Genomic DNA, 21,508 nt, shown 5'->3' on the forward strand with positions numbered 1-21,508 from the left:
TATTAGTCGATTATTTTAAATATCGTTACCTTTTTCACAAATTAACTCATTCTAAATAACACAGTTTTAAAACTGTGTTATTTTTTCTGGCAACGCCCAGGAAATCGGTTCTTCCCCTAACGCCAGCAATGCTTGATTGATCTTAGAAAAAGGCTTCGAACCAAAGAATCCTCGATGCGCTGATAACGGACTTGGATGAGGCGCTGTTATAATAATATGTTTGCTGGTATCTAACAAAGCGGCTTTCTTTTGGGCGGGTTTGCCCCAAAGTACAAAAATGACCGGTTCTTCTCGTTGATTCAATTTTTCGATGATTGTATCAGTCAGCTGCTCCCAGCCACGTCCATGATGTGAATAGGCTTGCCCTTCACGTACCGTCAATACGGTATTCAACAATAAGACCCCTTGTTGCGCCCATGGCACAAGATAGCCATGGGACACAGGTGCAATCCCTAAGTCATCGGCTAATTCCTTGTAAATATTGCGTAAGGAAGGCGGTATTTTGACCCCCGGCTGCACGGAAAACGACAGTCCGTGGGCTTGGTGCGGGCCATGATAAGGATCTTGACCTAAGATGACAACTTTTACGTCATGGTATGGCGTCAGTTTAAGTGCTTCATAAATATGATCCATCGCTGGATGGATCGTTTGCTGGGCATATTCTTGTTTCAAGAAAGCCCGTAGTTGTTGGTAATAGGGTTGCTCAAATGATTCTTGCAATTGCTCTTGCCAATCATTGTCCAATAGTCGTTTCATGGCGAATCTCCTTTGTTTTCTTCTAGGATAACAAATCCCTCCCCTTAGAAACAAGAATTACTCTTCGAAAGAAAAAAAATCCGTGATTTATGGTACACTATTTGTAGAAACGATTAAGAAAGGACGCTGACAATGATCAAATTAATTGCTTCTGATATGGATGGTACGCTTTTAAATGCCAGTATGCAGATTTCAGAAGAAAATATCCAAGCAATCAAATATGCCCAATCCAAAGGAATCGAATTTATGGTCGCAACTGGCCGTAACCGTAAAGAGGCATTGCCGCCGCTGCAAGAAGCCGGGATCGACTGTGCAATGATCACCTTGAATGGGGCCCAAGTCTATGACGAAGCGGGTAATTCATTATTTACTGTGCCGATCAGCCATGAACAAACTCGTTCGTTGATCGACCTACTAAAAGAAAACGACATCTATTTTGAGATCTCAACGAGCAATGGGATCTATTCGGAAAGTCAGACACGTCGGATCGAAAATTTTGCGATCCATACGGCAGAAGCAATGCCCCATCTCACTCATAAGATGGCGATTGCTATGACAGCAGCCCGTTTAGAATTTTTACCGATCAATTATGTCGATGATTTCAGTGAGTTGTTTTCGATCGAAGAATTAGAATTTTTGAAAGTGATCTGCTTCCATCAAGATGGTGCGCGGGTATTGGGTCCTATCACGAAAATCATCGATGGGTACGGCGATCTAGTGGTGACTTCTTCTGGACAAAACAATATTGAGATCAACCACCGAAACGCGCAAAAAGGAATCGCAGTGGCACATGTCGCCAAAGATCGGATGATCTCACTGGCGGAAGTGATGACGATCGGTGACAACTTAAATGACGTAAGTATGCTGCAACTGGCAGGCGTTAGTTTTGCAATGGGAAATGGCGAGTTAGAGGTAAAAGAAGCCGCGAAGTATTTGACGGACACCAATATTGAGGCTGGTGTCGGCAAAGCAATCGTTCGGGCAATTGATGAAAATCTTTAAACCACGCAGCTTTTTGGGGATACATGAGGAGGCGTAAGTATGTCAGAATTTTTCATCCAAGATAGGCAACTTAGCAGAGTCACACGAACCATTGTCAAAGATGAAACAGGCAAATCACTATTTTTGATGGTGGGACGTTGGGGAACAAAGGGCGATGCCCTCTCCCTTTACCGTTTAAATGGGCAAATGGTCGCTAGTATCAAACAAATCAGCTTTACTTTTGGTACACGCTTTGAGATCTACAAAGACTTTGAGAAAGTCGGTACACTGCAAAAAATCTTTAACTGGCCAGGTGATTTCTACTATATCCAACAGCTTCACTGGGCAGTCCATGGCGATATCTACAATCATCGCTATGGGATCCATCATTTCAATAAAAAGATTATGGAGATGGACAAAGCGACCTTGTTGACGGGGGATTATTATGTACTGGATGTTGTCGATGACCGGGATGCGCCGGTCTGCATCTGTATTGCGGCCGTCATGGATTACTGGCTGTACAATCGGCACCGCAAAAAAGACCATCCTCTTGAGCTTCGACTAACAAATGGAACCAGCTGAAAAATCAGCTGGTTCTTTTTTGCATATGGTCGTAAAGATGGCCACTGATCTCTCTTTGGGCCACGACTTCAAAGCCGTGCTTTTCATAGAGCCGCTTCGCATGGGGATTTTCTCGGTCAACACTCAAGCCGATCACCTCATAGCCATCTCTAGAAGCAATTTTTGGCAATGCTTCTAATAAGGCTGAGCCGACACCTTTGCCCCGAAATTTCTCAGCCACACAAATGGTATCTAAGTACCATTCATTTGGTAAAGTCTCTTCATCGATAAACAGCTTCATGTCTTTACTCAAACCGTACTGTTCCAGCACTTTATCTAGAGGCTGATCGATCGTCGCCTCTTCTTTGTCTGGGTATCCAAAGGCGACCCCAGCAACTTCTCCGTCGATCTCATTGACTAGCGCACGGCGAAAGCCGTAACGATAATCGGGTTCTAGCATGGCATCTGCCAAGATCTCTAAGGTCTTGGCTTCTCCGATCTCTTTGACAAACGGCAATTCCATGTCCTTTAAAATGACTAAAACGAGTTCAGCCATGACAAAACGATCTTCTTCTTTTGCAAATCTTATCACGTTTTTTCCTCCTTGCTTCTATACATAGAATAACAATTCTTTTAAGAAAAACCAAGTTGAATCAAAAAAATGCCCTACCTGAAGTTCCCTCTATTTATTCATGCAATTCCAAGGGCAAGCCGTCTGGATCTTGGAAAAAGGTCATCTTCTTATTGGTAAAGGTATCAAAACGAATCGGTTCGCACACAATCCCTTTAGCGGCTAACTCCGCTACGACTGCTTCAATATTTTCCACCGCAAAGGCCAAATGCCGCAGGCCGGCTGCTTCGGGAAAACTTGGTCGTGCTGGTGGGTTTTCCACCACAAACAGTTCTATTTCTGATTCCCCAAAGCGCAAGTCGATTTTTACATCTTTCTTTTCTGGGCGCGCATGTTCACGAATCACTTCAAAGCCTAATTTCTCTACATAAAACTCTTTGGTCTGTTGGTAATTACTAGCAATGATCGCCACATGATGCATTTTTGAAAACATTATTGCCACTCCTTTGTATTGGACTCCTCTCTCAGTTTAATGCCTTTGGCTGCATTTTACTAGAAAAAGACTGCCGAAGTTCTCCTCTTTTCATAAATGGTTTCTGTTATACTAGAAAGCGGAAGGTGATGAAAAAATGAAAATACTCTATATTTCAATCTCTGGAAATACCCGTGCATTCGTCAACCGCTTGTTGGCCTATGCGGATCAGCAAGATACCCCGAGTACTTGGGAAGCCAAAGAAATTCATGACAATAGTATCTTTGAACAAGAAGACGAACCTTATGTGGTTTTTGTCCCTACCTATTTAGAAGGTGGAAATGGCGTCGATAACGGCGATCAAGAGATCCTCACAGAAACCATGCGTGAATACATTGACTATGAAAACAACGCCGCTCTTTGCTTGGGCGTGATCGGCAGCGGCAACAAAAACTTCAATTATCAATATTGTTTGACCGCAAAGCAATATGCGGAACAATTTTCGATCCCGTTCTTAGCGGATTTCGAGCTGCGAGGCACGACCCAAGATATTGAACGGATCTATGCTTGTTTAAAAGAAATCGATCCTGCCCACAGCAACACTTAGCTTTAGCCAGCATTCATTAGCCATTAGGAGGACTTTTGCATATGGAACCACAAACGATGGTCATTTTGATCATACTCGCCAGCATTCTCATCTTGACCGCACTAGATATCTGGAATCGATACAAAGTACGCCGTTACGTTCGGCTTGCTTGGGGAAAGCTTCCCCGTCAGCCCCGCTTTGATAAAGAAGCGAGTTTGAAAAAGGCTTGGCTGACGGAGAAGAAGTTTCACGATTTTGATAGTGAGGTCGATGACATCACTTGGTATGACTTAGATGGCTTTTCGTTGTTTGAGTCCATTAATCTGACGTTTTCCAGTGTCGGTTCAGAAGCGTTGTATCAGCAGTTACGCAATTTTCGTTTCAAAACGGACAAACAGCTGACCAAATTGATCGACTTTTTTGCTGCTGACAGTGCCGCACGCGAACAATCCCAATATACGTTTGCTCGTTTAGGAAAACAAGATGATAATTTTTCGAAAGCCTACTTAGCCAATGAAGCGGCGCAATCCATCGGTTCTCTGCCTTTCTTTGTCTTTTTAGGTGTGCTGCCATTAGTCGGCATCTTGCTGCTCCTGCTGGGGTTTGTCCAAGGCATCCTGTTGACGTTGGTTAGTGTCGTTTTCAATACGATCTATTACTCCATCAAAAAAGCCAAGCTGGAAACAGAACTGAACAGTATGCGTTATTTGGTTCAAACGATTGCCTGTGGCAGTCAGATTGCTAAAATCAACACACCCCTCCAAGAAGAGATCAAACAATCCTTGGCACCATTAAAGAAGATCACTCGTTTCGCTTTCTCGTTTCGTGCCAAAAACGGCAGCGAAGGAGACATGTTGTTTGAATACATCAATATCATTTTTATGCTGCCATTTATTTCCTATCAAACGGTCACCACTACTCTGGCCAAACACCAACAAGCAGCCATCGATCTGTGGAATTTGCTGGGAAAATTGGAAGTCGCAGTCGCCATTTTAAATTTTCGCACGTATATGCCCATCACTTGCCTACCGACCTTCCAAGCAAGCGGAGGTGTAGAAGCAACGGGTACGTATCATCCCCTTCTGAGTGAAGCAGTCATGAATGATGTCACTTGGAACCACAATACCCTTGTAACTGGCTCCAATGCCTCAGGCAAATCGACATATGTCAAAAGTGTCGCCATCAACTGTATTTTGGCACAAACCATCCAGACAGCAGTAGCTGAAACCTTTACGATGGTTCCTGGTCACGTTATTACCTCGATGGCTGTCGAAGATGATCTATTTGAAGGCGACAGCTATTTCGTGGCGGAGATCAAATCCATCAAACGCCTGCTAGATACCGTTGCCACGAAACAGCGCTGCTACTGTTTTGTTGATGAGATTTTAAAAGGAACCAATACGGTGGAACGAATCGCTTCTTCTGCTAGCATCATCCATTGGTTGCGAGCCTACCCATCATTGGCCTTTGTCGCTACCCATGATATTGAGCTGACTGAAATTTTGAAAAATGATTGCCGCAACATTCATTTTTCTGAACAAGTCACGGAAGATGACGGCATCTCCTTTGATTATAAGGTCAAATCCGGTCCTGCCTTGAGCCGCAACGCGATCGCCCTCTTAAAAGTCATGGGCTACCCTGAAATGATCGTTCAAGACGCCTATGCCGCCGCCAATGATTTTGATCAAAACCGGAAATGGCAGGAATTATAACTTCACACACAAAAAAGCGCCTTCTCCCAGTGTCAGTCACAGGATAGGGCGCTATTTTATGTTTCATTTAGTCAAACAAACCAGTCGTTAAACTGTATTGCTCTCCTTGTAACACATCGTATTGGATCAAACTATAGGCATCATAGATTTCTTGAGCTTCTTGATCCAACGCAAGAGTCGTCTGCCATTGTCCCTCTTGATAATATTGACCCAGTTCAAAAGCCGGCAACTCATCTTGCAAGGCCAACAACAACTGGTAAAACCCGCTGGTTGGTTGATCACTGGCTTCTAATAGGTTCGGCGCAAAATAAAAAGGACTTGTTACTGGTACATCTTCTGGTGCAAAATTCCCTTGCGAATCAACCATCAAAAACTCGGTTTCATGCAGGGCAGCCGTTTCATTTTGATCCTTGATCTCATCGGCATAAATGCCTGGTAAATGATCGCCCCAAAAGACGACCAGCGTTCGCCGATCCAGCTGCTCTAATTCAGCCACAAAGTTTTTCAACGCTGTACTGCTATAAGAGATATCCTGTAGGTAGTTTTCCAAGGAAGCCATATTGCCCGGACCGCTCGCTTGGTAATTCAGCGTATCGTATTTGCCAGCATAGGGCATATGGGTCTGCATCGTCACTAAATGGACAAATTGCGGTTGCTGATCGTTTTCCAACAATGCCAGCACTTCTTTGTAGGCCGCCTCATCAGAGATGTAAGGATTATTTTCGATTTTGTCGGTATAGGTCATCGTATCTTGATCGATAAACTGTTCAAACCCCATCACCCCATAGACATCCTTGCGTTTGTACATTGATGTATCGTAAGGATGGATCGCCGTTGCCGTATACCCTGATTGTTCCAAGAAAGAAACCAAGGATGGCAGTTGCGTCAATTTCGGCACTAGCATCGTGTAAGGCGTTGTCATTTGCGGATTCAATAGGCCCATGGCAAAACCAGTCAACGCTTCAAATTCGATGTTTGCCGTACCGCCCCCATAATTTTGCGAAAGCATTTTTCCACTGATGGTTTGATCGGCGACGTGGTAATAGTCTTTCAACGGATCGCCGGTGATTGACAAGCCATTTAAATGGCTCGGGTCGGAAAAGCTCTCACTCATCACATAAACGATATTTGGTGCTTCACTTTCACGGTCTTGGTTTTTCTCCGCCGCCTGTGCATTATAGGTGTCCGCAATCGCTTGGATCGCTTCTTTTGAATACCCCTCAGGCTTCGTCATGGCATCTACCCGCAAGTTGTACAAAAACCCACCGATAAATCCCGTATTGTAATAGTTCATTTTTTGTGAATAAGGAATCCAAAGTGCGGTCTGATTGTAGGCTTTGCGTAAAAGGTTGTTGCTGTCATTGAAGTGAGAAACATAGACTAAGCCTAGCGAGCATACGACCAGCACTGCCCCTCGCATCACTTGCAAACGCCGGTTTAATTTGCGGCTGCGATAGATACTCCAGCCGATCGCTCCGATCGCCGCCAGAGCGAAGAGGATGGCTAAGAAAAAGGCGCCATTGCCGATCATAGTTCGTAGAAGGTCGAATTGAGTGACCATCTTTAAATCATCGGGATAGATTGGTTCTTGGCGATAGACCATCTTCGTGTGGTTGGCATATCCTAAGATTCCGATGACGACACTATAAAAGATGCCCCCGATCAGTACCGAACCTGCCAAGCTGGCAAACACCCCATACACCAGCAGTAACACCCCACAAGCCAAGAAAAACTTTGCTGTATGCCACGAAAAGGCAAATTTCAAGGCTAATTCAACGGAAAGATTGTTTTGACACCATTGCAAATATAAATTACTGAAAATGATCAACAGGACGATGGCGATGCCTTTTAATGCGATCTTCAGATAAGGATGGCTATTTATTTTCACGAAGGAACATTCCTCCTTTTCTACACGTTCTAGGTACCCCCGTATTTTATGCTTTCAGGACAAGAAAGTAAAGCCAGGGCAAGAAGCTTTTGTTATTTTTAAAGAAAGCAACCCTCATATAAAAAGAGTCTAAGGTTTCTTGCCCCCTAGACTCTTCTTTCTATCCGAATGGAACTCAATCACTGGTTTCGTTTATTTCCAAAAATCATCAAAAATCGTGACGGGCAAGTGGCGTTTATGTTGCGTTTTGTTCCACCAGTTTTCAATGGTTTGTTGGGCTTCAGCCGCAATTTCCTTGCCTTCTAAATAGTCATCGATGTCGTTGTAGGTCACTCCTAAAGCTGCTTCATCTGCCACTAAAGGTTTGCCATCTTCCAAGTCCGCAGTTGGGACTTTTGTATACAACGCTTCTGGCGCGCCTAAGTATTGCAAGAGTTGACGACCTTGGCGTTTGTTCAAACGAAACAGTGGTAAGATATCGGCACCGCCATCGCCGTATTTCGTAAAGAAGCCGGTGATATTTTCCGCAGCGTGATCCGTACCCAGAACAGCCCCTGCTTTTTCACCCGCAATGGCATATTGTGTGATCATCCGTTGACGGGCTTTGATATTGCCTTTATTAAAGTCAGAAACCACTAAGCCTGCTTCCTCCACCGCTTGCACTTGGGCATCGACGGCGGCTTTGATGTTTACCCGCAGCTCAATATCTGGTTTGATAAATTCAATGGCTTTTTTGGCATCTTCTTCATCTGCTTGTTCCCCATAAGGTAAGCGTACCCCTATGAACTGATAGTTGGGATTCCCGGTTTCGCTACGCATTTCCTCCATCGTCAATTGCGCGATTCGGCCGGCTAACGTCGAATCTTGTCCACCACTGATCCCCAAGACAAACGTATGCAAGAACGGATTCTTTTGCAGATACGCCTTTAAAAAATCAATACTCTTACGAACTTCTTCTTTCGGGTCGATGGTCGGTAAGACTCCTAATTCTTTGATAATTTCTTGTTGCATGGTCATAGAAACGCCTCCTCTTATTTTTTGAAGCAGCTGACTGATCTTAGGACCAGCGCAGTTGCGGATTACAAAATCGCGCCATTGGTCTGTTTGCGTACTTTTTCAATCGTCCGCATTTTATGATCCCAGCATTCTTGCGAGAGATCGACTGGGTATTTCTGTGGATTCAAATCACGTTTGTACTCATCCCAAAGGGAATCCAAGCAATTCGTCGCATAGGCTTTGACCTGTTCTAAGTCAGGCACTTGATACACTTGCTGGCCATCTACAAAGATGTCTTGCAACAATGGTCGCGCATCAAAGTTCGTCACTGTTTTGTTGATAAAAGTGTGAACAGGATGGAACATGAACAGTTCGTCTGCTGCTTGGGGATTTTCTTCCCATAACGTGACATAATCGCCTTCGGACTTGCCGTCCGATTTACGGGTGATCCGCCAGACTTGTTTTTTCCCAGGGGTCGAAACCTTTTCGGCATTGCTGGATAATTTGATGGTGTCGATCATTTCTCCCTGCTCATTTTCGATGGCAACCAGTTTATAAACCGCACCTAATGCCGGTTGATCGTAAGCGGTGATCAGCTTGGTGCCGACACCCCACACATCGATTTTCGCCTTTTGCATTTTCAAGCTTAGAATCGTATTTTCATCTAGATCATTGGAAGCATAGACTTTGGCTTCCGTGAATCCCGCTTCATCCAGCTGTTCACGGACTTTTTTCGAGATATACGCCATATCGCCGCTGTCGATCCGCACACCTAAGAAATTGATTTTATCCCCCATCTCTTTGGCCACACGAATCGCATTTGGCACACCTAAACGCAATGTATCATAGGTATCGACTAAGAATACGCAATCTTTGTGGGTTTGGGCATACGCCATAAATGCATCATAGTCATTGCCGTAGGATTGCACGAGGGAATGGGCATGGGTTCCGCTGGCTGGGATGCCAAAAATCTTCCCTGCTCGCACATTACTTGTCGCATCCGCTCCGCCAATATAGGCCGCTCGAGTCCCCCAAATGGCTGCATCCAATTCTTGTGCCCGCCGTGAACCAAATTCCAACAAGGGATCCGTGCCGATCACGGATTTGATGCGGGCAGCTTTCGTGGCGATCAAGGTTTGGAAATTGACCATATTTAGTAACGCCGTTTCGATCAGCTGCGCTTGTGCCAACGGCCCTTCTACTTGAATGATCGGTTCATTGTTGAAGACCAAATCGCCTTCTAACGCTGAACGAACGGTACAAGCAAACTTGAACTCTTTTAGATACTCTAAAAAGGCTTCTGGGTAGCCGCCGATTTCTCGCAAGTAGGCAATATCCGTTTCTGAAAAGGATAAATCGTTCAAATAATCGATCAATCGTTCCAGACCGGCAAAGATCGCATAGCCGTTTTCAAAAGGCATGTCACGGAAATAGCATTCAAACACCGCATTACGATCGGCTCTGCCTAACTCCCAATAGGTTTGCATCATGTTGATTTGGTAGAGATCGGTGTGTAGCGTCAAGCTGTCATCTTTAAATAATTTCTGCATGTTCTTACTCCCTCTAGCTTACTTCTTCTCATTATAGCAAAAAAAACACAAAAGACAGAAAAACTTGTTTTTTCAAAAAAAAGTTGGGTTTTTGCCAGTACAAGACAATCCACCTGAGAACAAATTGCTCAAAGCATGGGTCAACCTCCTACTTATTGCGCATTATTTACGCGCTCGTATAAGGTCGCCCCTTTGTTCAACGTTTGATTACTCTTGCAACGTGCATGTCCCAACTTCTTTCAACTAGTGTTCTTTCACAGGCAATTGAACAAGAATGACATCTTTTCTCGGTTTAGAAAAGGTGATGCCTCTTGCTTCCATTTCTTTACGAATATTAACATTGACGGTCACGTCTTTGCGATCGACCTTCAGCAAACGATGAATCGCTGTGTCGACTTCTTCCCGACTGATTTTCTTTTTATTGTTGATCAATACTAAAGAAATCGTATCAAAACTATCCACATAGAGAATCTGCGTCCGATCAAGCGAGTACAATTTATAGTATTTGATCGCTATTTTGTCGAATAGGTACTTGGAGATGTTCGGGTAAAAAGTTTCCATATTTAGATTTTGGTTTACTGGGGTTTCAATCAACTTCATGCACAACATCCTCTCTCGAAACTAATTCTGTTAAAATAAAGCGGCCAACACCGCCGTCTTCCGCGCGCTCAATGGTTCGATCACAAACTGCTTTGATCGCTGGGCTGGCATTCGCTACAGCCAAAGAAACATCCACCGCTTCAAACATCGCAAGGTCATTTTCACCATCACCGATCCCATAGCTTTTGGCAGCGGGAAAAGCTTCTAAAAAGGAACGGATCGCGGCACCTTTGGTCGCCAATGGATCAACGATCTCCAGTGTTTGGACAAAGGATTGAAAAATCGCAGCCGTTTCTGATTGGATCATCTCCCGCAGCCGTTCTCTTTTTTCGTCTGACGCTTCCATCAGTTCGATTTTGATGACCTTTATCTCTGGATGTTCCTTCATAAACTGCAGCACGTCGTCTTTATGAAGACATTCGTTGTAAAAGAACTCATATTTGTAGTCAGCGATGATTTGTCCTCGCTCCCCTAACTCCGCGAGTAACTGCTTACGGCTTTCTTGAAATTGCGCTTCATACAAATGCGCTTGTGGGGAAATGATGCCATGGTCAGTATGTAAGAAATAAAAAACCTCTTCTGTCTCTAAGATACCAATCACTTGTGCCAATGTCTTATAGGGTAAGGTATGCGTCAAAACAGGCGCTTCTCCTTTTATCATCAGACCGGCGCCGTTTCCGAAAATCACATCGCAGGAAAGGCCTTCTTCCGCCATCATATCTTGAACAAGCTCAAATCCTCGCCCTGTGACAAACACAAAGTGATCCCCTTGGGCTTGCAAACAACGGATGGCTTCTTTATTGATCTCATGAATCGGGTGCCCCATTTCTTGAAACGTCCCATCAATATCAGAAAAAACTATTTGCATCTTATCTTCCTTTCTTTGTTATAATTATAGCACATTTTAAAAAACGCAAAAAAATTTTCTTGACTTTGTCGTTACGTCAACCTTTAGGATACAGGTGTAAGGAGGGAAAAGCCGATGGAATATACGATCAGTGCCTTAGCCAAACTGTCAGGAGTCAGCAGTCGTACCCTGCGGTATTATGATCAGATCAAGTTGTTACAACCGCAACGCACCAACTCAGCTGGTTACCGTATCTACGGGAGGCAGGAAGTCGATCGCCTGCAGCAGATTTTGTATTTTAAGTCTTTTGGGCTGTCATTAGAAACGATCCGCGGAATCTTGGATGAGCCGCAAGCATCGATCCAAACGGTCTTGTTGCAGCATTACCAACAGCTTTTACAAGAACGAGCAGCCCTGGACAGTCTTTTGACCACCTTAGCGCAAACAATTGATTATTATGAAGGAGAAAAGACCATGACCGATCAAGAGAAATTCAGTTATTTTAAGGAACAAAAAATTCGTGAAAACGAAGCGAACTACGGTGCCGAATTACGAGAAGCCTACGGTGAGGAAATCATCGAACAAAGCAACCAAAAGTGGCAGCAGATGACCCAAGTCGATTATCAAGCACTGACCGACAACGAAAACCGCTTATTGCAGCTGATAAAAGAGCTGTTGAATGAAAAGGAAGGGAAACGAATCCCTTCTGACAAAGCCCAAATGGCTTTTGCTGCGCATCAAGCATGGCTCAAACAAGCAGCGCCCTTTTACTCAGCAGAATATCACCGATCTTTAGGGGAAATGTACGTTCAAGACGAGCGTTTTACCGCCTATTACGATCAAAAAGCGGGTGTCGGCAGCGCCCAGCTGTTGAAACAGATCATTGACCATTACACCAAATCCCATTAAAAAAACGATGCGCAAGCACTGCCCGCTCAGGGGCTTTGTTTGCGCATCGTTTCGTCTATGCTATCGTTTGATGAACTCATAGGGCATGCGATAGTTGCCGCTTTTTTCCATTATCGCCAATTGGACGGCAGTCTCCCCGCAAGCTTGCAAGTGATGATCGATCGTTGAAAGCTGCAGCAGCTCGCTGATGTATAAATTGTCCCGTCCAATCACAAGCCATTCTCCCGGCGCCTGCGACTGGATCCCAGCAGCAACATGATCCCCATTGGTGAAGATTGCTTCGACCCCTTTATCTGCAAAATAAGCAGCTGCTTCTTTGCCATCTTCTTCCGTCAAACAATCCCAAAAGATCAAGTCTTCGGAAAAGTTCGGAAAATAGTCATGAGCCAAACGGACCGTGATTTTTGAATTGCTGCTTAGCTTACGGCTACGTCCCAATGTCACGCCGATTTTCTGGATACCTTGTTCCTTAAAATACGTAAAGACTTCTTTGATCGATTCCTCTCGATCGATATAGGTGCAGCCATCAGTCAAATACGGGATATTCTCACAAAAGACGATGCGACCGTAAGAACGATAAGGCAATAAGGTTTCGATCGGATTCGCCCGCGAGGCAATGATCAAGGCATCAAAGCTTTTCGCCGCAAATTCTTGCAAATACGCTTCCTCTACTTGCGGATCATAGTTCGTGGCTAAAAGCGTCACCTTATAACCCCGAGCAAACGCTGCTGTCGTGATGCCGCTCAACAAGCGATCGAAGTACGGATGATTGACAAATGGCAGAATCACACCAATATTTTTGGTTTTGCCAACACTCAATGCCCGCGCGGTGTAATTTGGAATATAGTTGACCTCTTTCATGACAGCCAGGATCCTGCGACGCTTTTCTTCACTGACATACGGATTGTTGTTAATGACTCGTGAAACTGTGGAGACCGAATAACCGGTCAAGCGTGCAATATCCCGAATGTTTGCCATGACTCACTGCTCCTTAAACGAATAATTGTTCTTTCATATAGTCTATCACACTTAACCCACATGTATAAAATTCATAGTAATCATTGTGATGAATAAACCCGATCCGCTGAGACCCGAAGTGTTCATCACATGTCAAATGACTGATCTCATCCACCGGAATTTCTACCAAGCGTTCTTGAAAGAACCCTTTTGGTTTCGTCAATACCAATTGTTGTCCATCAAAAGCCAACGTTACATAACAACATTCCGCACCATTCTTCTTCATGTACGTATTCATTTTTTCATCCCGCCTTCCTTTTTATGAATCAAGCATACTGTATGAAACGCGTCTCAGAGCAAGTCATTTGTTTCACTTTTTAACAAAAACCGATCGACCTTCATGTGAATTACTTCGCATATTTTGCTTTTGTTGGTACAATAAAAAGAGAACAGTGCGAAAGGAAGCGCGATTTTTTTAAGGAGGACCGCAAAGTGACATTAGAAGAAGCTTTTTTATTAGACACCTTGCGATGCCGCTTCAAATTTTTAAGAGAAGAACGCGGATTGAGCCCAAAAGAAGTATGCCAGCATCTCGATGTGCCTTACCCCGATTACACCTTATACGAAGCAGGCGATCGCTTACCCGATGTATTGACGCTGCTACACGCAGCTTCCCTCTATAATGTCTCTGTCGATTACTTACTAGGACAGACAGAACGACCAGAACGGTATTTATGCTAACAATCGACTTTATCGAAAAAACGATCAAACGGTCGTTTTTTCTTTTGTCTCTTTCCCACTTTTAATCAATTAGCAACAATCGTTATCTAATCGAATGAAAAAATCAAAACATGCGGTTCTTCTTGAAAAAAAATGATAGAATAAACCATCATACATAGAAGGAGTTCAAATAAACATGACCTATGCACTAGAACTAACCGATTTACGCAAAGTCTATGCTACCGGCGTTGAAGCGTTGCGGGGCATAAATTTGACGGTGGAAGAAGGCGACTTTTATGCCTTGTTAGGTCCAAACGGCGCTGGAAAGTCCACCACCATCGGCATTATCACCTCTCTTGTCAATAAATCTTCCGGAAGCGTCAAAGTCTTCGGCTACGATTTAGACAGAGAATTGGTCCAAGTCAAACAACAGATTGGTCTAGTTCCCCAAGAATTCAATTTCAATCCCTTTGAAACGGTCCAGCAGATCGTGGTCAATCAAGCCGGGTATTATGGAGTCCCCCGCAACGAAGCCATCAAGCGCAGCGAAAAATACTTGAAGCAGTCGAATTTGTGGGAAAAACGCAATGTTCGTGCGCGGATGCTGTCAGGCGGGATGAAACGTCGTTTGATGATTGCCCGTGCCCTGATGCATGAACCACGGCTATTGATTTTGGATGAACCGACGGCAGGTGTCGATATCGAATTGCGTCGGGAAATGTGGAGCTTTTTGCGGGAGCTGAACCAAAATGGCACAACGATCATTTTGACGACCCATTATTTAGAAGAGGCGGAAATGCTTTGCCGCAACATCGGGATCATTCAATCTGGTGAACTGATCGAAAACACCAGTATGAAATCTTTGTTAGCAAAACTGCAATTTGAAACCTTTCTTTTTGATATCGCACCGATCAAACAAGCACCAACGATCACTGGATATCCGATCCAAATGGAAGATGAACAGACCATCGCCGTTGAAGTCGCTCGAGACCAAGGCGTCAACGATCTTTTTGCTCAATTCAGCCAGCAAGAGATCAATGTCCTCTCCATGCGCAACAAATCCAATCGCTTGGAAGAACTATTTTTGAAAATCACCGAAGAAGCACACGAAGCGGAGGAAAACCATGTTTAGTCTTTATTTTACAGCCTTAAAAAGTTTAGCGGTCAAAGAGACCAACCGCTATTTACGGATTTGGGTGCAGACCCTCGTCCCACCCGTCATCACTACTTCCTTATACTTTATTATCTTTGGGAAAATGATCGGCAGCCGCATCGGCGAAATGGGCGGCTTTTCTTATATGGAATTTATCGTTCCTGGGCTGATCATGATGTCGACGATCACTAGTTCTTACTCTAATGTGTCTTCTTCCTTCTTTTCACAGAAGTTTCAAAAAAACATTGAGGAACTCTTAGTGGCGCCGGTCCCTACCCACGTCATCATTTGGGGCTTTGTCTTTGGCGGACTTGGCCGTAGTATCTTGGTGGGCACATTGGTGACCATCATTTCCCTTTTCTTCGTCCCATTACATGTGTATTCTTGGGTCATCGTTGTCTTAACCCTAGTCATGACCGCCATCTTATTTTCATTAGCAGGGTTGCTAAATGGGATCTTCGCCCAATCCTTTGACGATGTTTCCATCGTGCCAACCTTTGTTTTACAACCATTGACCTATCTTGGAGGCGTCTTTTACTCCATCAGCATGCTACCGCCGATTTGGCAAACGATCTCCAAAGTCAACCCGATCGTGTATATGATCTCTGGTTTCCGCTACGGCTTTTTAGGCACCATCGATGTCCCAATTTTCCTATCCATCGGTATTTTGGTCTTGTTCATTGTTGTCTTATACAGCGTATGCTGGTACTTGATCCAAAAAGGCCGCGGGCTGCGTAGTTAATTGAACTTAAAATCTTTCTTGCATTTTCAAGACGATTTCCAGCGGAAATCGTCTTTTTTTTCATTATATTTAAAAATCTACGACTAGAGACTGATTTATTGACAACTATTTGTGATAACCTTAACTTAATAACTTTTTAAGAGGAGGAATGAAATGATTGTTTTAGAAGCACGAAACTTAACAAGGGTCTACGGAAAAGGCGAATCATCCTTCAATGCGTTAAAAGGAATTGATTTAAAAATCAGAGAAGGTGACTCAGTAGCAATCGTCGGAAAAAGTGGTTCCGGAAAATCCACATTGATGCACTTATTGGCGTTACTTGATCAACCCACTAGCGGAGAATTGTTCTTGATGGGTCAAAACGTCAAAGGAAAAAAAGCGTCGGAATTAAATCACTTACGAAATGAAACATTTGGCTTTGTTTTCCAACAATTCTTTATGAATGCTAAAGATACAGTCCATGAGAATGTCATGTTGCCATTAAAAATAAATGGCATGCGCCGCAGTCAGCGAAAAAAATTGGTTGATGAAGCCTTACAAGCTGTCGAATTATCAGAAAAATCCAAAAATAAAGCAACCGACCTTTCTGGCGGTCAAAAACAACGGGTCTGTATTGCCCGCGCCATCGTTAACAAACCCAAGATCATTTTTGCCGACGAACCGACTGGAAACCTTGATTCAACGACTGGCCAAAAAGTTGAGGACCTTTTGTTCGGCCTCAATAAAAAAGAAAATATCACCTTAGTCATCGTCACTCACGATCCTGAGCTGGCTGATCGCTGTGATCGTCAGATCCATATCAAAGATGGTTTAGTGATTAAGGAGGTAGAAAAATGAACCTAATCGATTTAATAAAATCTTCTGCAGGAAATCTCTTACGCAACAAAGGTCGAACACTTCTAACGATCATCGCAATCTTTATTGGGTCTTTTACGATCTACTTAACACTAGGTATTAATACTGGCATCAATAATTATATAGATCTGCAGCTAGAAACCGCTGGTAATGATCAGCTTTTACTTGTTTATAAATCAGATGAGACTGGCAACATGGTTCCGGGCAGCAATTTACAAGAATACGATCCAGAAAAAAATGCCGCTGAGGCAAGTATGATCACTCCAAAGGATATCGAAAAAATAGGAACAATTGACAATATCCATCGAGTAGAACCAATCGCGGCTTTAACGATTGATTATATTCAAGGTCTGACTGATTCAAAATATCAATTAAACGCCATGGGCTCAGCAGGTATTGATTTAGACTTAGAGGCGGGGCGTCAAATCAATAATGAGACAGACGAATATGAGATCGTCCTTGATCAAGAATATATCGAACCACTAGGTTTTAAAAATGCTCAAGATGCATTGGAAAAAGAAGTCCTTCTCGGAGTTTCTGCTCAAGTGACTGGCGAACAAGAAACTGTGACCGCCAAAGTCGTTGGAGTCCGTAATTTTAGTTTTGTCCAAACTGGCATGTCTATTTTGAACCAAGCATTAAGCCAGCGTGTGCAAACAATCGCCGAAAAGGGATTACCAGAAAACTTAAAAAATCAATCCTTTGCAGCACAGGCCTATCTAGAGGATGATCTGTCCAGCACAAAAATCGATACGATCAAAAAAGAATTGCGTGAATTCGGGTTTCAAGGTGTGACGATCGAAGATGAAATCAATATGTTCCGACTAGTCATCAACGCTATCACTGGGGTTCTTACACTCTTTGGCGCTATCTCATTACTTGCCGCTAGCTTTGGTATCATCAATACACTTTATATGTCAGTTCAAGATCGTACCCGTGAGATTGGATTGATGAAAGCATTAGGCATGAGCCGCAGCAAGGTCTTTCTCACCTTCAGTTTCGAAGCGCTTTTGATTGGTTTCTTTGGCGCCCTCACCGGAATTCTCGCCGCTTATGGTTTAGGAAATGTCATCAACGATTACGCTGCGAACACCTTCCTAGAAGAATTGACTGGCTTTGAATTGATCGGCTTTTCTTGGTCGAACACGCTGACTGTTATGGGTGTCATCCTATTGATCACCTTTTTAGCCGGCACATTGCCTGCTAACCGCGCAGGCAAACTAGATCCAATTCAAGCTTTGCGCTATGAGTAAAAAAATAGTTACTGGACAAACAAAAAAGATGAACTTCCTTGAAGAAGCTCATCTTTTTTCTTTTATTAGGCATTCAAAACAACTTTTTCCAGTAATGCCCCGGCTTGGTGTCTGCCTTCTAAATCAGTACTTCCAGAAAATTGCTGCACGCGATCCATGTTGGTGATCAAAACGATCACCATGGTTTCTTTGCCTTGCTGCTTGATATAAGGCAGATCCATTTGTGCCAGTTTGGTTTGCGGAGTGACTTGCTCCCCAGCTTTGACAAAGACTTCAAAGCCTTGACCGCCAAGGGAAACTGTATCGATCCCCATATGCACAAGAACTTCAACGCCGTTTTGGGTTTTGATCCCAACGGCATGTTTTGAAGGGAACACAGTGGTGACTTCGCCACTGACTGGTGCAAAGATTTGGCCATCTTGGGACTCGATGGCATAGCCCTCTCCCATCATTTTCGTTGAAAAAACTTCATCTGGTACATCTTCTAATGGGACATATTCACCATGGGTCACGGCATGCAGATCCACTTCGTTGGTGTAACGATCGCCTTCGGCTGCTTGAGTTGGTACCAAGAACCAGCTCATGGCAAAAGATAAGCCGATCGCCAAGATGATCCCTAAAACAGCATAGATAAAGTATTCCCCAATATAGGCTGGCAAACTAAAGATACTTGAAAGAATGTACCCATAAATCCGAACACCGAAGAAACTGATGAAGGCAGAAGCCACAGAACTACCAACTGTTGCTGCGATAAAGGCTTTTTTATACTTCGACAAAATCCCGAATAACGCAGGTTCTGTGATCCCTAACAAGCCAGAAACCGCCGAAGATAGAATGATCGATTTTTCTTCTTTGGTTTTGACTTTGAAATAGATAGCTGCTGTTGCGCCGGTGATTGCCATATTTGCCATAAACATCATTGGCATCAGCATGTCATACCCTTGATTGGCAAAGTTTTGCAAAGCGATTGGGGTCATGGCATGATGCAGTCCCGTGAAGATTGCGATTGGTCGAATCGCCCCTACCACGATTCCTGCTAAGACAGGCGAGATAGTGAATAACCCAGCCACGCCAGCAGCCAATAAGTTTCCTAGATGGATACTGATTGGGCCAATGACCGTTAATGTCAAGATACCAGCGACAAACAACGAAATCGTCGGTGTAAACACGGTACGTAGCACTTGTGGTAAGAGTTTATCGACCCAACGGTAAATATAACTGAGCGCCAGCACGGCAAAGATAATGGGAATCACTGTCCCTGCATAGTTAAAGACGGGTACTGGCAATACGCCGAACAAACGAAAGGCGGAAATGCTTCCTTCAGCTACCGCATTGGTCATCGTTGGAAATTGCAGCGTTGCCGCGATTGCGATCGCTAAATATTGATTGGTTTTAAAAATCCGAGCGGCAGAGGCAGCAACAAAAAATGGCAAGAATGTGAATACGCCGCTCGCGATCATGTCGATCACTAAATAGGTATCTGTTTGATTAGAGATGACATTCAATGCCACCAATCCAGCCATCAATCCTTTGATCATTCCTGCGCCAGCGATAGCTGGAACGATCGGACCAAAAACGCCAGAAACGGTATCCATAAATAAGGAAACGGCTCCTTTTTTCTCTGATGTTTCCCCTTGGTTCGCTTCATCAAGACCTAATTCTTTGGCTAAAGGTGCATAATAATCAGCAACATCCGTTCCTATCACTACTTGCAGCTGATTGCTTTGATATTTTGTTCCTACGACTTTGGGTGTTTTTTCTAACGCCGCATAGTCGACTTTTTTCTCATCCTTTAAATCAAAACGCAAGCGAGTCATACAGTGCCATGCATTGTTGATATTGTCTGATCCGCCAACATCTTTAATGATCTGTTTTACGATGTCTTCTTTGGTCATCTTTTTTTCCCCCTGTTGTTTGCTAACGGTCCTGATCCTTTTGACGGGCGCCCTTTCAGGTGTTTCCGTTTTCACACACATAGTAGCATGCTCACACAGACTTGTAAAACCAGTCCTTTTTTGATAAAACCAGAATAAAAACGCTATATATCAACGTTTTATTATAAAATAAGTAAAAATTGGACTGGTTTTATGGTGTATATCCAGTTTTTATTAGACCAAATTGACAGCGGTTGCCAAGCATGTTTCAATGGCTATAGCAACTAGAGACAAAAATTGGAGTGAATGAAATGACACCAACGATCATCACCGACGTCAAAGCCTTTGCGATCAAACCTGATCGTCATAACCTTGTTGTCGTTAAAGTAGAAACGAACAAAGGCGTATCTGGGTTAGGTTGTGCAACCTTCCAGTTTCGCCCACTAGCCGTAAAAACCGTCGTTGACGAGTATTTGCGCCCTCTCTTACTTGGCCGCGATGCCAATCAAATCGAAGACCTTTGGCAAGTGATGAATGTCAATTCTTACTGGCGGAATGGTCCGATCACCAACAATGCCCTCTCAGGAGTCGATATGGCTTTGTGGGACATCAAGGGACAATTAGCCGATATGCCATTGTATCAACTGTTAGGTGGAAAAGCGCGTACGGCGATTCCCGCCTATACCCATGCCGTGGCAGATAATCTCGAAGACCTTTACCAAGAAATCGATCGCTTCTTGGCTGAGGGGTATCGCTATATCCGTTGCCAATTAGGCTTTTATGGTGGAAATCCTAGCCAACTGCAAACACCCGATCAGCCCATCGCTGGTTCCTATTTTGATCAAACAGACTACATGGACACAACACTAAAGATGTTTGCTGCGATCCAAGAACGATACGGCAATCAATTCCAAATGCTGCATGACGTGCATGAACGGCTGCATCCAAACCAAGCGATTCAATTTGCAAAAGCTGCGGAACCTTTTAATCTCTTTTTCCTCGAAGATATTTTGTCGCCGGATCAAAACAAGTGGTTGCAGCAACTCCGCAGCCAGTCGGCGACCCCGATCGCGACCGGCGAATTGTTCAATAATCCGATGGAATGGCAAGAGCTGGTCAAAAATCAACAGATCGACTTTATGCGTGCCCATGTCTCGCAAATCGGTGGGATCACGCCAGCATTGAAATTGGCTCACTTCTGCGATGCGATGGGCATTCGGATCGCTTGGCACACACCGTCTGATATCAGCCCTGTCGGCCTAGCCGTCAACACCCATTTAAACATCCATCTCCACAATGCCGCGATCCAAGAAACGATTGCGATCCCAGCAAATACCCAATCGGTCTTTGGTGGCAGTCCCCAACCAAAAAATGGCTATTTTTATCCCATCGAGAAAAGTGGGATTGGGATCACGTTTGATGAAGCAGCAGCTGCGGAATTTCCCGTGGTTTACCGTCCTCATGAATGGACCCAGAGCCGTACACCAGACGGCACTTTGATCACTCCTTAAACACAACAAAAGAC

22 protein-coding genes are annotated in these 21,508 nt (G+C 44.0%); 11 read left to right on the forward strand and 11 right to left on the reverse strand.

What is annotated here, in order from left to right:
• Positions 1 to 66 precede the first annotated feature (66 nt).
• Positions 67 to 756, reverse strand: a complete 690-nt coding sequence (locus IGI84_RS12315) for a uracil-DNA glycosylase (RefSeq protein ID WP_220426397.1) — start codon at positions 754 to 756, stop codon at positions 67 to 69.
• Positions 757 to 888: 132 nt separating this feature from the next.
• On the opposite strand from IGI84_RS12315, the gene IGI84_RS12320 reads away from it, so the two are divergent.
• Both IGI84_RS12320 and IGI84_RS12325 read left to right on the forward strand, forming a co-directional pair.
• Positions 889 to 1,758 (forward strand): Cof-type HAD-IIB family hydrolase, encoded by an 870-nt coding sequence (locus tag IGI84_RS12320; protein ID WP_077451942.1) that lies wholly within the window; start codon positions 889 to 891, stop codon positions 1,756 to 1,758.
• Positions 1,759 to 1,797: 39 nt separating this feature from the next.
• Positions 1,798 to 2,319, forward strand: a complete 522-nt coding sequence (locus tag IGI84_RS12325; RefSeq protein ID WP_005228514.1) for an LURP-one-related/scramblase family protein — start codon at positions 1,798 to 1,800, stop codon at positions 2,317 to 2,319.
• 4 nt (positions 2,320 to 2,323) lie between these two features.
• Here the strand turns inward: IGI84_RS12325 and IGI84_RS12330 are convergent, their stop codons facing one another.
• Entirely contained in the window at positions 2,324 to 2,890 is a 567-nt protein-coding gene (locus IGI84_RS12330; RefSeq protein WP_220426398.1) for a GNAT family N-acetyltransferase, read from the reverse strand.
• Positions 2,891 to 2,984: 94 nt separating this feature from the next.
• A complete protein-coding gene (gene gloA2, locus IGI84_RS12335) occupies positions 2,985 to 3,362 on the reverse strand; it encodes an SMU1112c/YaeR family gloxylase I-like metalloprotein (protein ID WP_220426399.1) in 378 nt (125 codons plus the stop codon).
• A 136-nt stretch (positions 3,363 to 3,498) separates the two neighbouring features.
• Here gloA2 and nrdI point away from each other — a divergent pair, with 136 nt between their 5' ends.
• Positions 3,499 to 3,948 (forward strand): class Ib ribonucleoside-diphosphate reductase assembly flavoprotein NrdI, encoded by a 450-nt coding sequence (gene nrdI / locus IGI84_RS12340; RefSeq protein WP_220426400.1) that lies wholly within the window; start codon positions 3,499 to 3,501, stop codon positions 3,946 to 3,948.
• 41 nt (positions 3,949 to 3,989) lie between these two features.
• A complete protein-coding gene (locus tag IGI84_RS12345) occupies positions 3,990 to 5,639 on the forward strand; it encodes a MutS-related protein (protein ID WP_430600424.1) in 1,650 nt (549 codons plus the stop codon).
• Positions 5,640 to 5,706: 67 nt separating this feature from the next.
• Here the strand turns inward: IGI84_RS12345 and IGI84_RS12350 are convergent, their stop codons facing one another.
• From IGI84_RS12350 to IGI84_RS12370, 5 genes are all read right to left on the reverse strand, one after another.
• On the reverse strand, positions 5,707 to 7,527 hold the full coding sequence (locus IGI84_RS12350; protein WP_077451950.1) for an LTA synthase family protein: 1,821 nt from the start codon (positions 7,525 to 7,527) through the stop codon (positions 5,707 to 5,709).
• 192 nt (positions 7,528 to 7,719) lie between these two features.
• Positions 7,720 to 8,544 (reverse strand): ammonia-dependent NAD(+) synthetase, encoded by an 825-nt coding sequence (gene nadE / locus IGI84_RS12355; protein WP_430600425.1) that lies wholly within the window; start codon positions 8,542 to 8,544, stop codon positions 7,720 to 7,722.
• A gap of 62 nt (positions 8,545 to 8,606) precedes the next feature.
• Positions 8,607 to 10,073, reverse strand: a complete 1,467-nt coding sequence (locus IGI84_RS12360; protein WP_096741617.1) for a nicotinate phosphoribosyltransferase — start codon at positions 10,071 to 10,073, stop codon at positions 8,607 to 8,609.
• Between the two features lie 243 nt (positions 10,074 to 10,316).
• The gene (locus IGI84_RS12365; protein ID WP_077451954.1) at positions 10,317 to 10,673 is read right to left on the reverse strand and encodes a DUF1827 family protein; all 357 of its coding nucleotides are present in this window, start codon (positions 10,671 to 10,673) and stop codon (positions 10,317 to 10,319) included.
• A complete protein-coding gene (locus tag IGI84_RS12370) occupies positions 10,660 to 11,541 on the reverse strand; it encodes an HAD-IIB family hydrolase (RefSeq protein ID WP_220426402.1) in 882 nt (293 codons plus the stop codon). The genes IGI84_RS12365 and IGI84_RS12370 overlap by 14 nt, the downstream gene beginning before the upstream one ends.
• Positions 11,542 to 11,655: 114 nt before the next feature.
• Here IGI84_RS12370 and IGI84_RS12375 point away from each other — a divergent pair, with 114 nt between their 5' ends.
• The gene (locus tag IGI84_RS12375; protein ID WP_096741619.1) at positions 11,656 to 12,429 is read left to right on the forward strand and encodes a MerR family transcriptional regulator; all 774 of its coding nucleotides are present in this window, start codon (positions 11,656 to 11,658) and stop codon (positions 12,427 to 12,429) included.
• Positions 12,430 to 12,489: 60 nt separating this feature from the next.
• Here the strand turns inward: IGI84_RS12375 and IGI84_RS12380 are convergent, their stop codons facing one another.
• Positions 12,490 to 13,407 carry a LacI family DNA-binding transcriptional regulator gene (locus IGI84_RS12380; protein ID WP_220426403.1) on the reverse strand — a complete coding sequence of 306 codons (918 nt, stop codon included), beginning with the start codon at positions 13,405 to 13,407 and terminating at the stop codon, positions 12,490 to 12,492.
• Between the two features lie 13 nt (positions 13,408 to 13,420).
• The gene (locus IGI84_RS12385; protein WP_005228502.1) at positions 13,421 to 13,684 is read right to left on the reverse strand and encodes a hypothetical protein; all 264 of its coding nucleotides are present in this window, start codon (positions 13,682 to 13,684) and stop codon (positions 13,421 to 13,423) included.
• A gap of 194 nt (positions 13,685 to 13,878) precedes the next feature.
• On the opposite strand from IGI84_RS12385, the gene IGI84_RS12390 reads away from it, so the two are divergent.
• From IGI84_RS12390 to IGI84_RS12410, 5 genes are all read left to right on the forward strand, one after another.
• Positions 13,879 to 14,127: a helix-turn-helix domain-containing protein gene (locus IGI84_RS12390; RefSeq protein ID WP_077451962.1), complete on the forward strand. Its 249-nt coding sequence runs from the start codon at positions 13,879 to 13,881 to the stop codon at positions 14,125 to 14,127.
• Between the two features lie 175 nt (positions 14,128 to 14,302).
• On the forward strand, positions 14,303 to 15,238 hold the full coding sequence (locus IGI84_RS12395; RefSeq protein ID WP_220426404.1) for an ABC transporter ATP-binding protein: 936 nt from the start codon (positions 14,303 to 14,305) through the stop codon (positions 15,236 to 15,238).
• The gene (locus tag IGI84_RS12400) at positions 15,231 to 16,001 is read left to right on the forward strand and encodes an ABC transporter permease (RefSeq protein ID WP_005228499.1); all 771 of its coding nucleotides are present in this window, start codon (positions 15,231 to 15,233) and stop codon (positions 15,999 to 16,001) included. The genes IGI84_RS12395 and IGI84_RS12400 overlap by 8 nt, the downstream gene beginning before the upstream one ends.
• 153 nt (positions 16,002 to 16,154) lie before the next feature.
• Complete coding sequence (locus tag IGI84_RS12405) at positions 16,155 to 16,838, forward strand: ABC transporter ATP-binding protein (protein WP_194195118.1); 684 nt, start codon at positions 16,155 to 16,157, stop codon at positions 16,836 to 16,838.
• Entirely contained in the window at positions 16,835 to 18,109 is a 1,275-nt protein-coding gene (locus IGI84_RS12410; RefSeq protein WP_430600427.1) for an ABC transporter permease, read from the forward strand. The genes IGI84_RS12405 and IGI84_RS12410 overlap by 4 nt, the downstream gene beginning before the upstream one ends.
• A gap of 65 nt (positions 18,110 to 18,174) precedes the next feature.
• Here the strand turns inward: IGI84_RS12410 and IGI84_RS12415 are convergent, their stop codons facing one another.
• Positions 18,175 to 20,004, reverse strand: coding sequence for a glucose PTS transporter subunit IIA (locus tag IGI84_RS12415; protein ID WP_194195120.1), 1,830 nt, complete (start codon positions 20,002 to 20,004; stop codon positions 18,175 to 18,177).
• A gap of 290 nt (positions 20,005 to 20,294) precedes the next feature.
• Here IGI84_RS12415 and IGI84_RS12420 point away from each other — a divergent pair, with 290 nt between their 5' ends.
• A complete protein-coding gene (locus IGI84_RS12420) occupies positions 20,295 to 21,494 on the forward strand; it encodes an enolase C-terminal domain-like protein (RefSeq protein WP_194195121.1) in 1,200 nt (399 codons plus the stop codon).
• The last annotated feature ends 14 nt before the right edge of the window (positions 21,495 to 21,508 follow it).

This window comes from Enterococcus sp. DIV0008, assembly GCF_050542615.1.
Lineage (GTDB): Bacteria > Bacillota > Bacilli > Lactobacillales > Enterococcaceae > Enterococcus_D > Enterococcus_D innesii.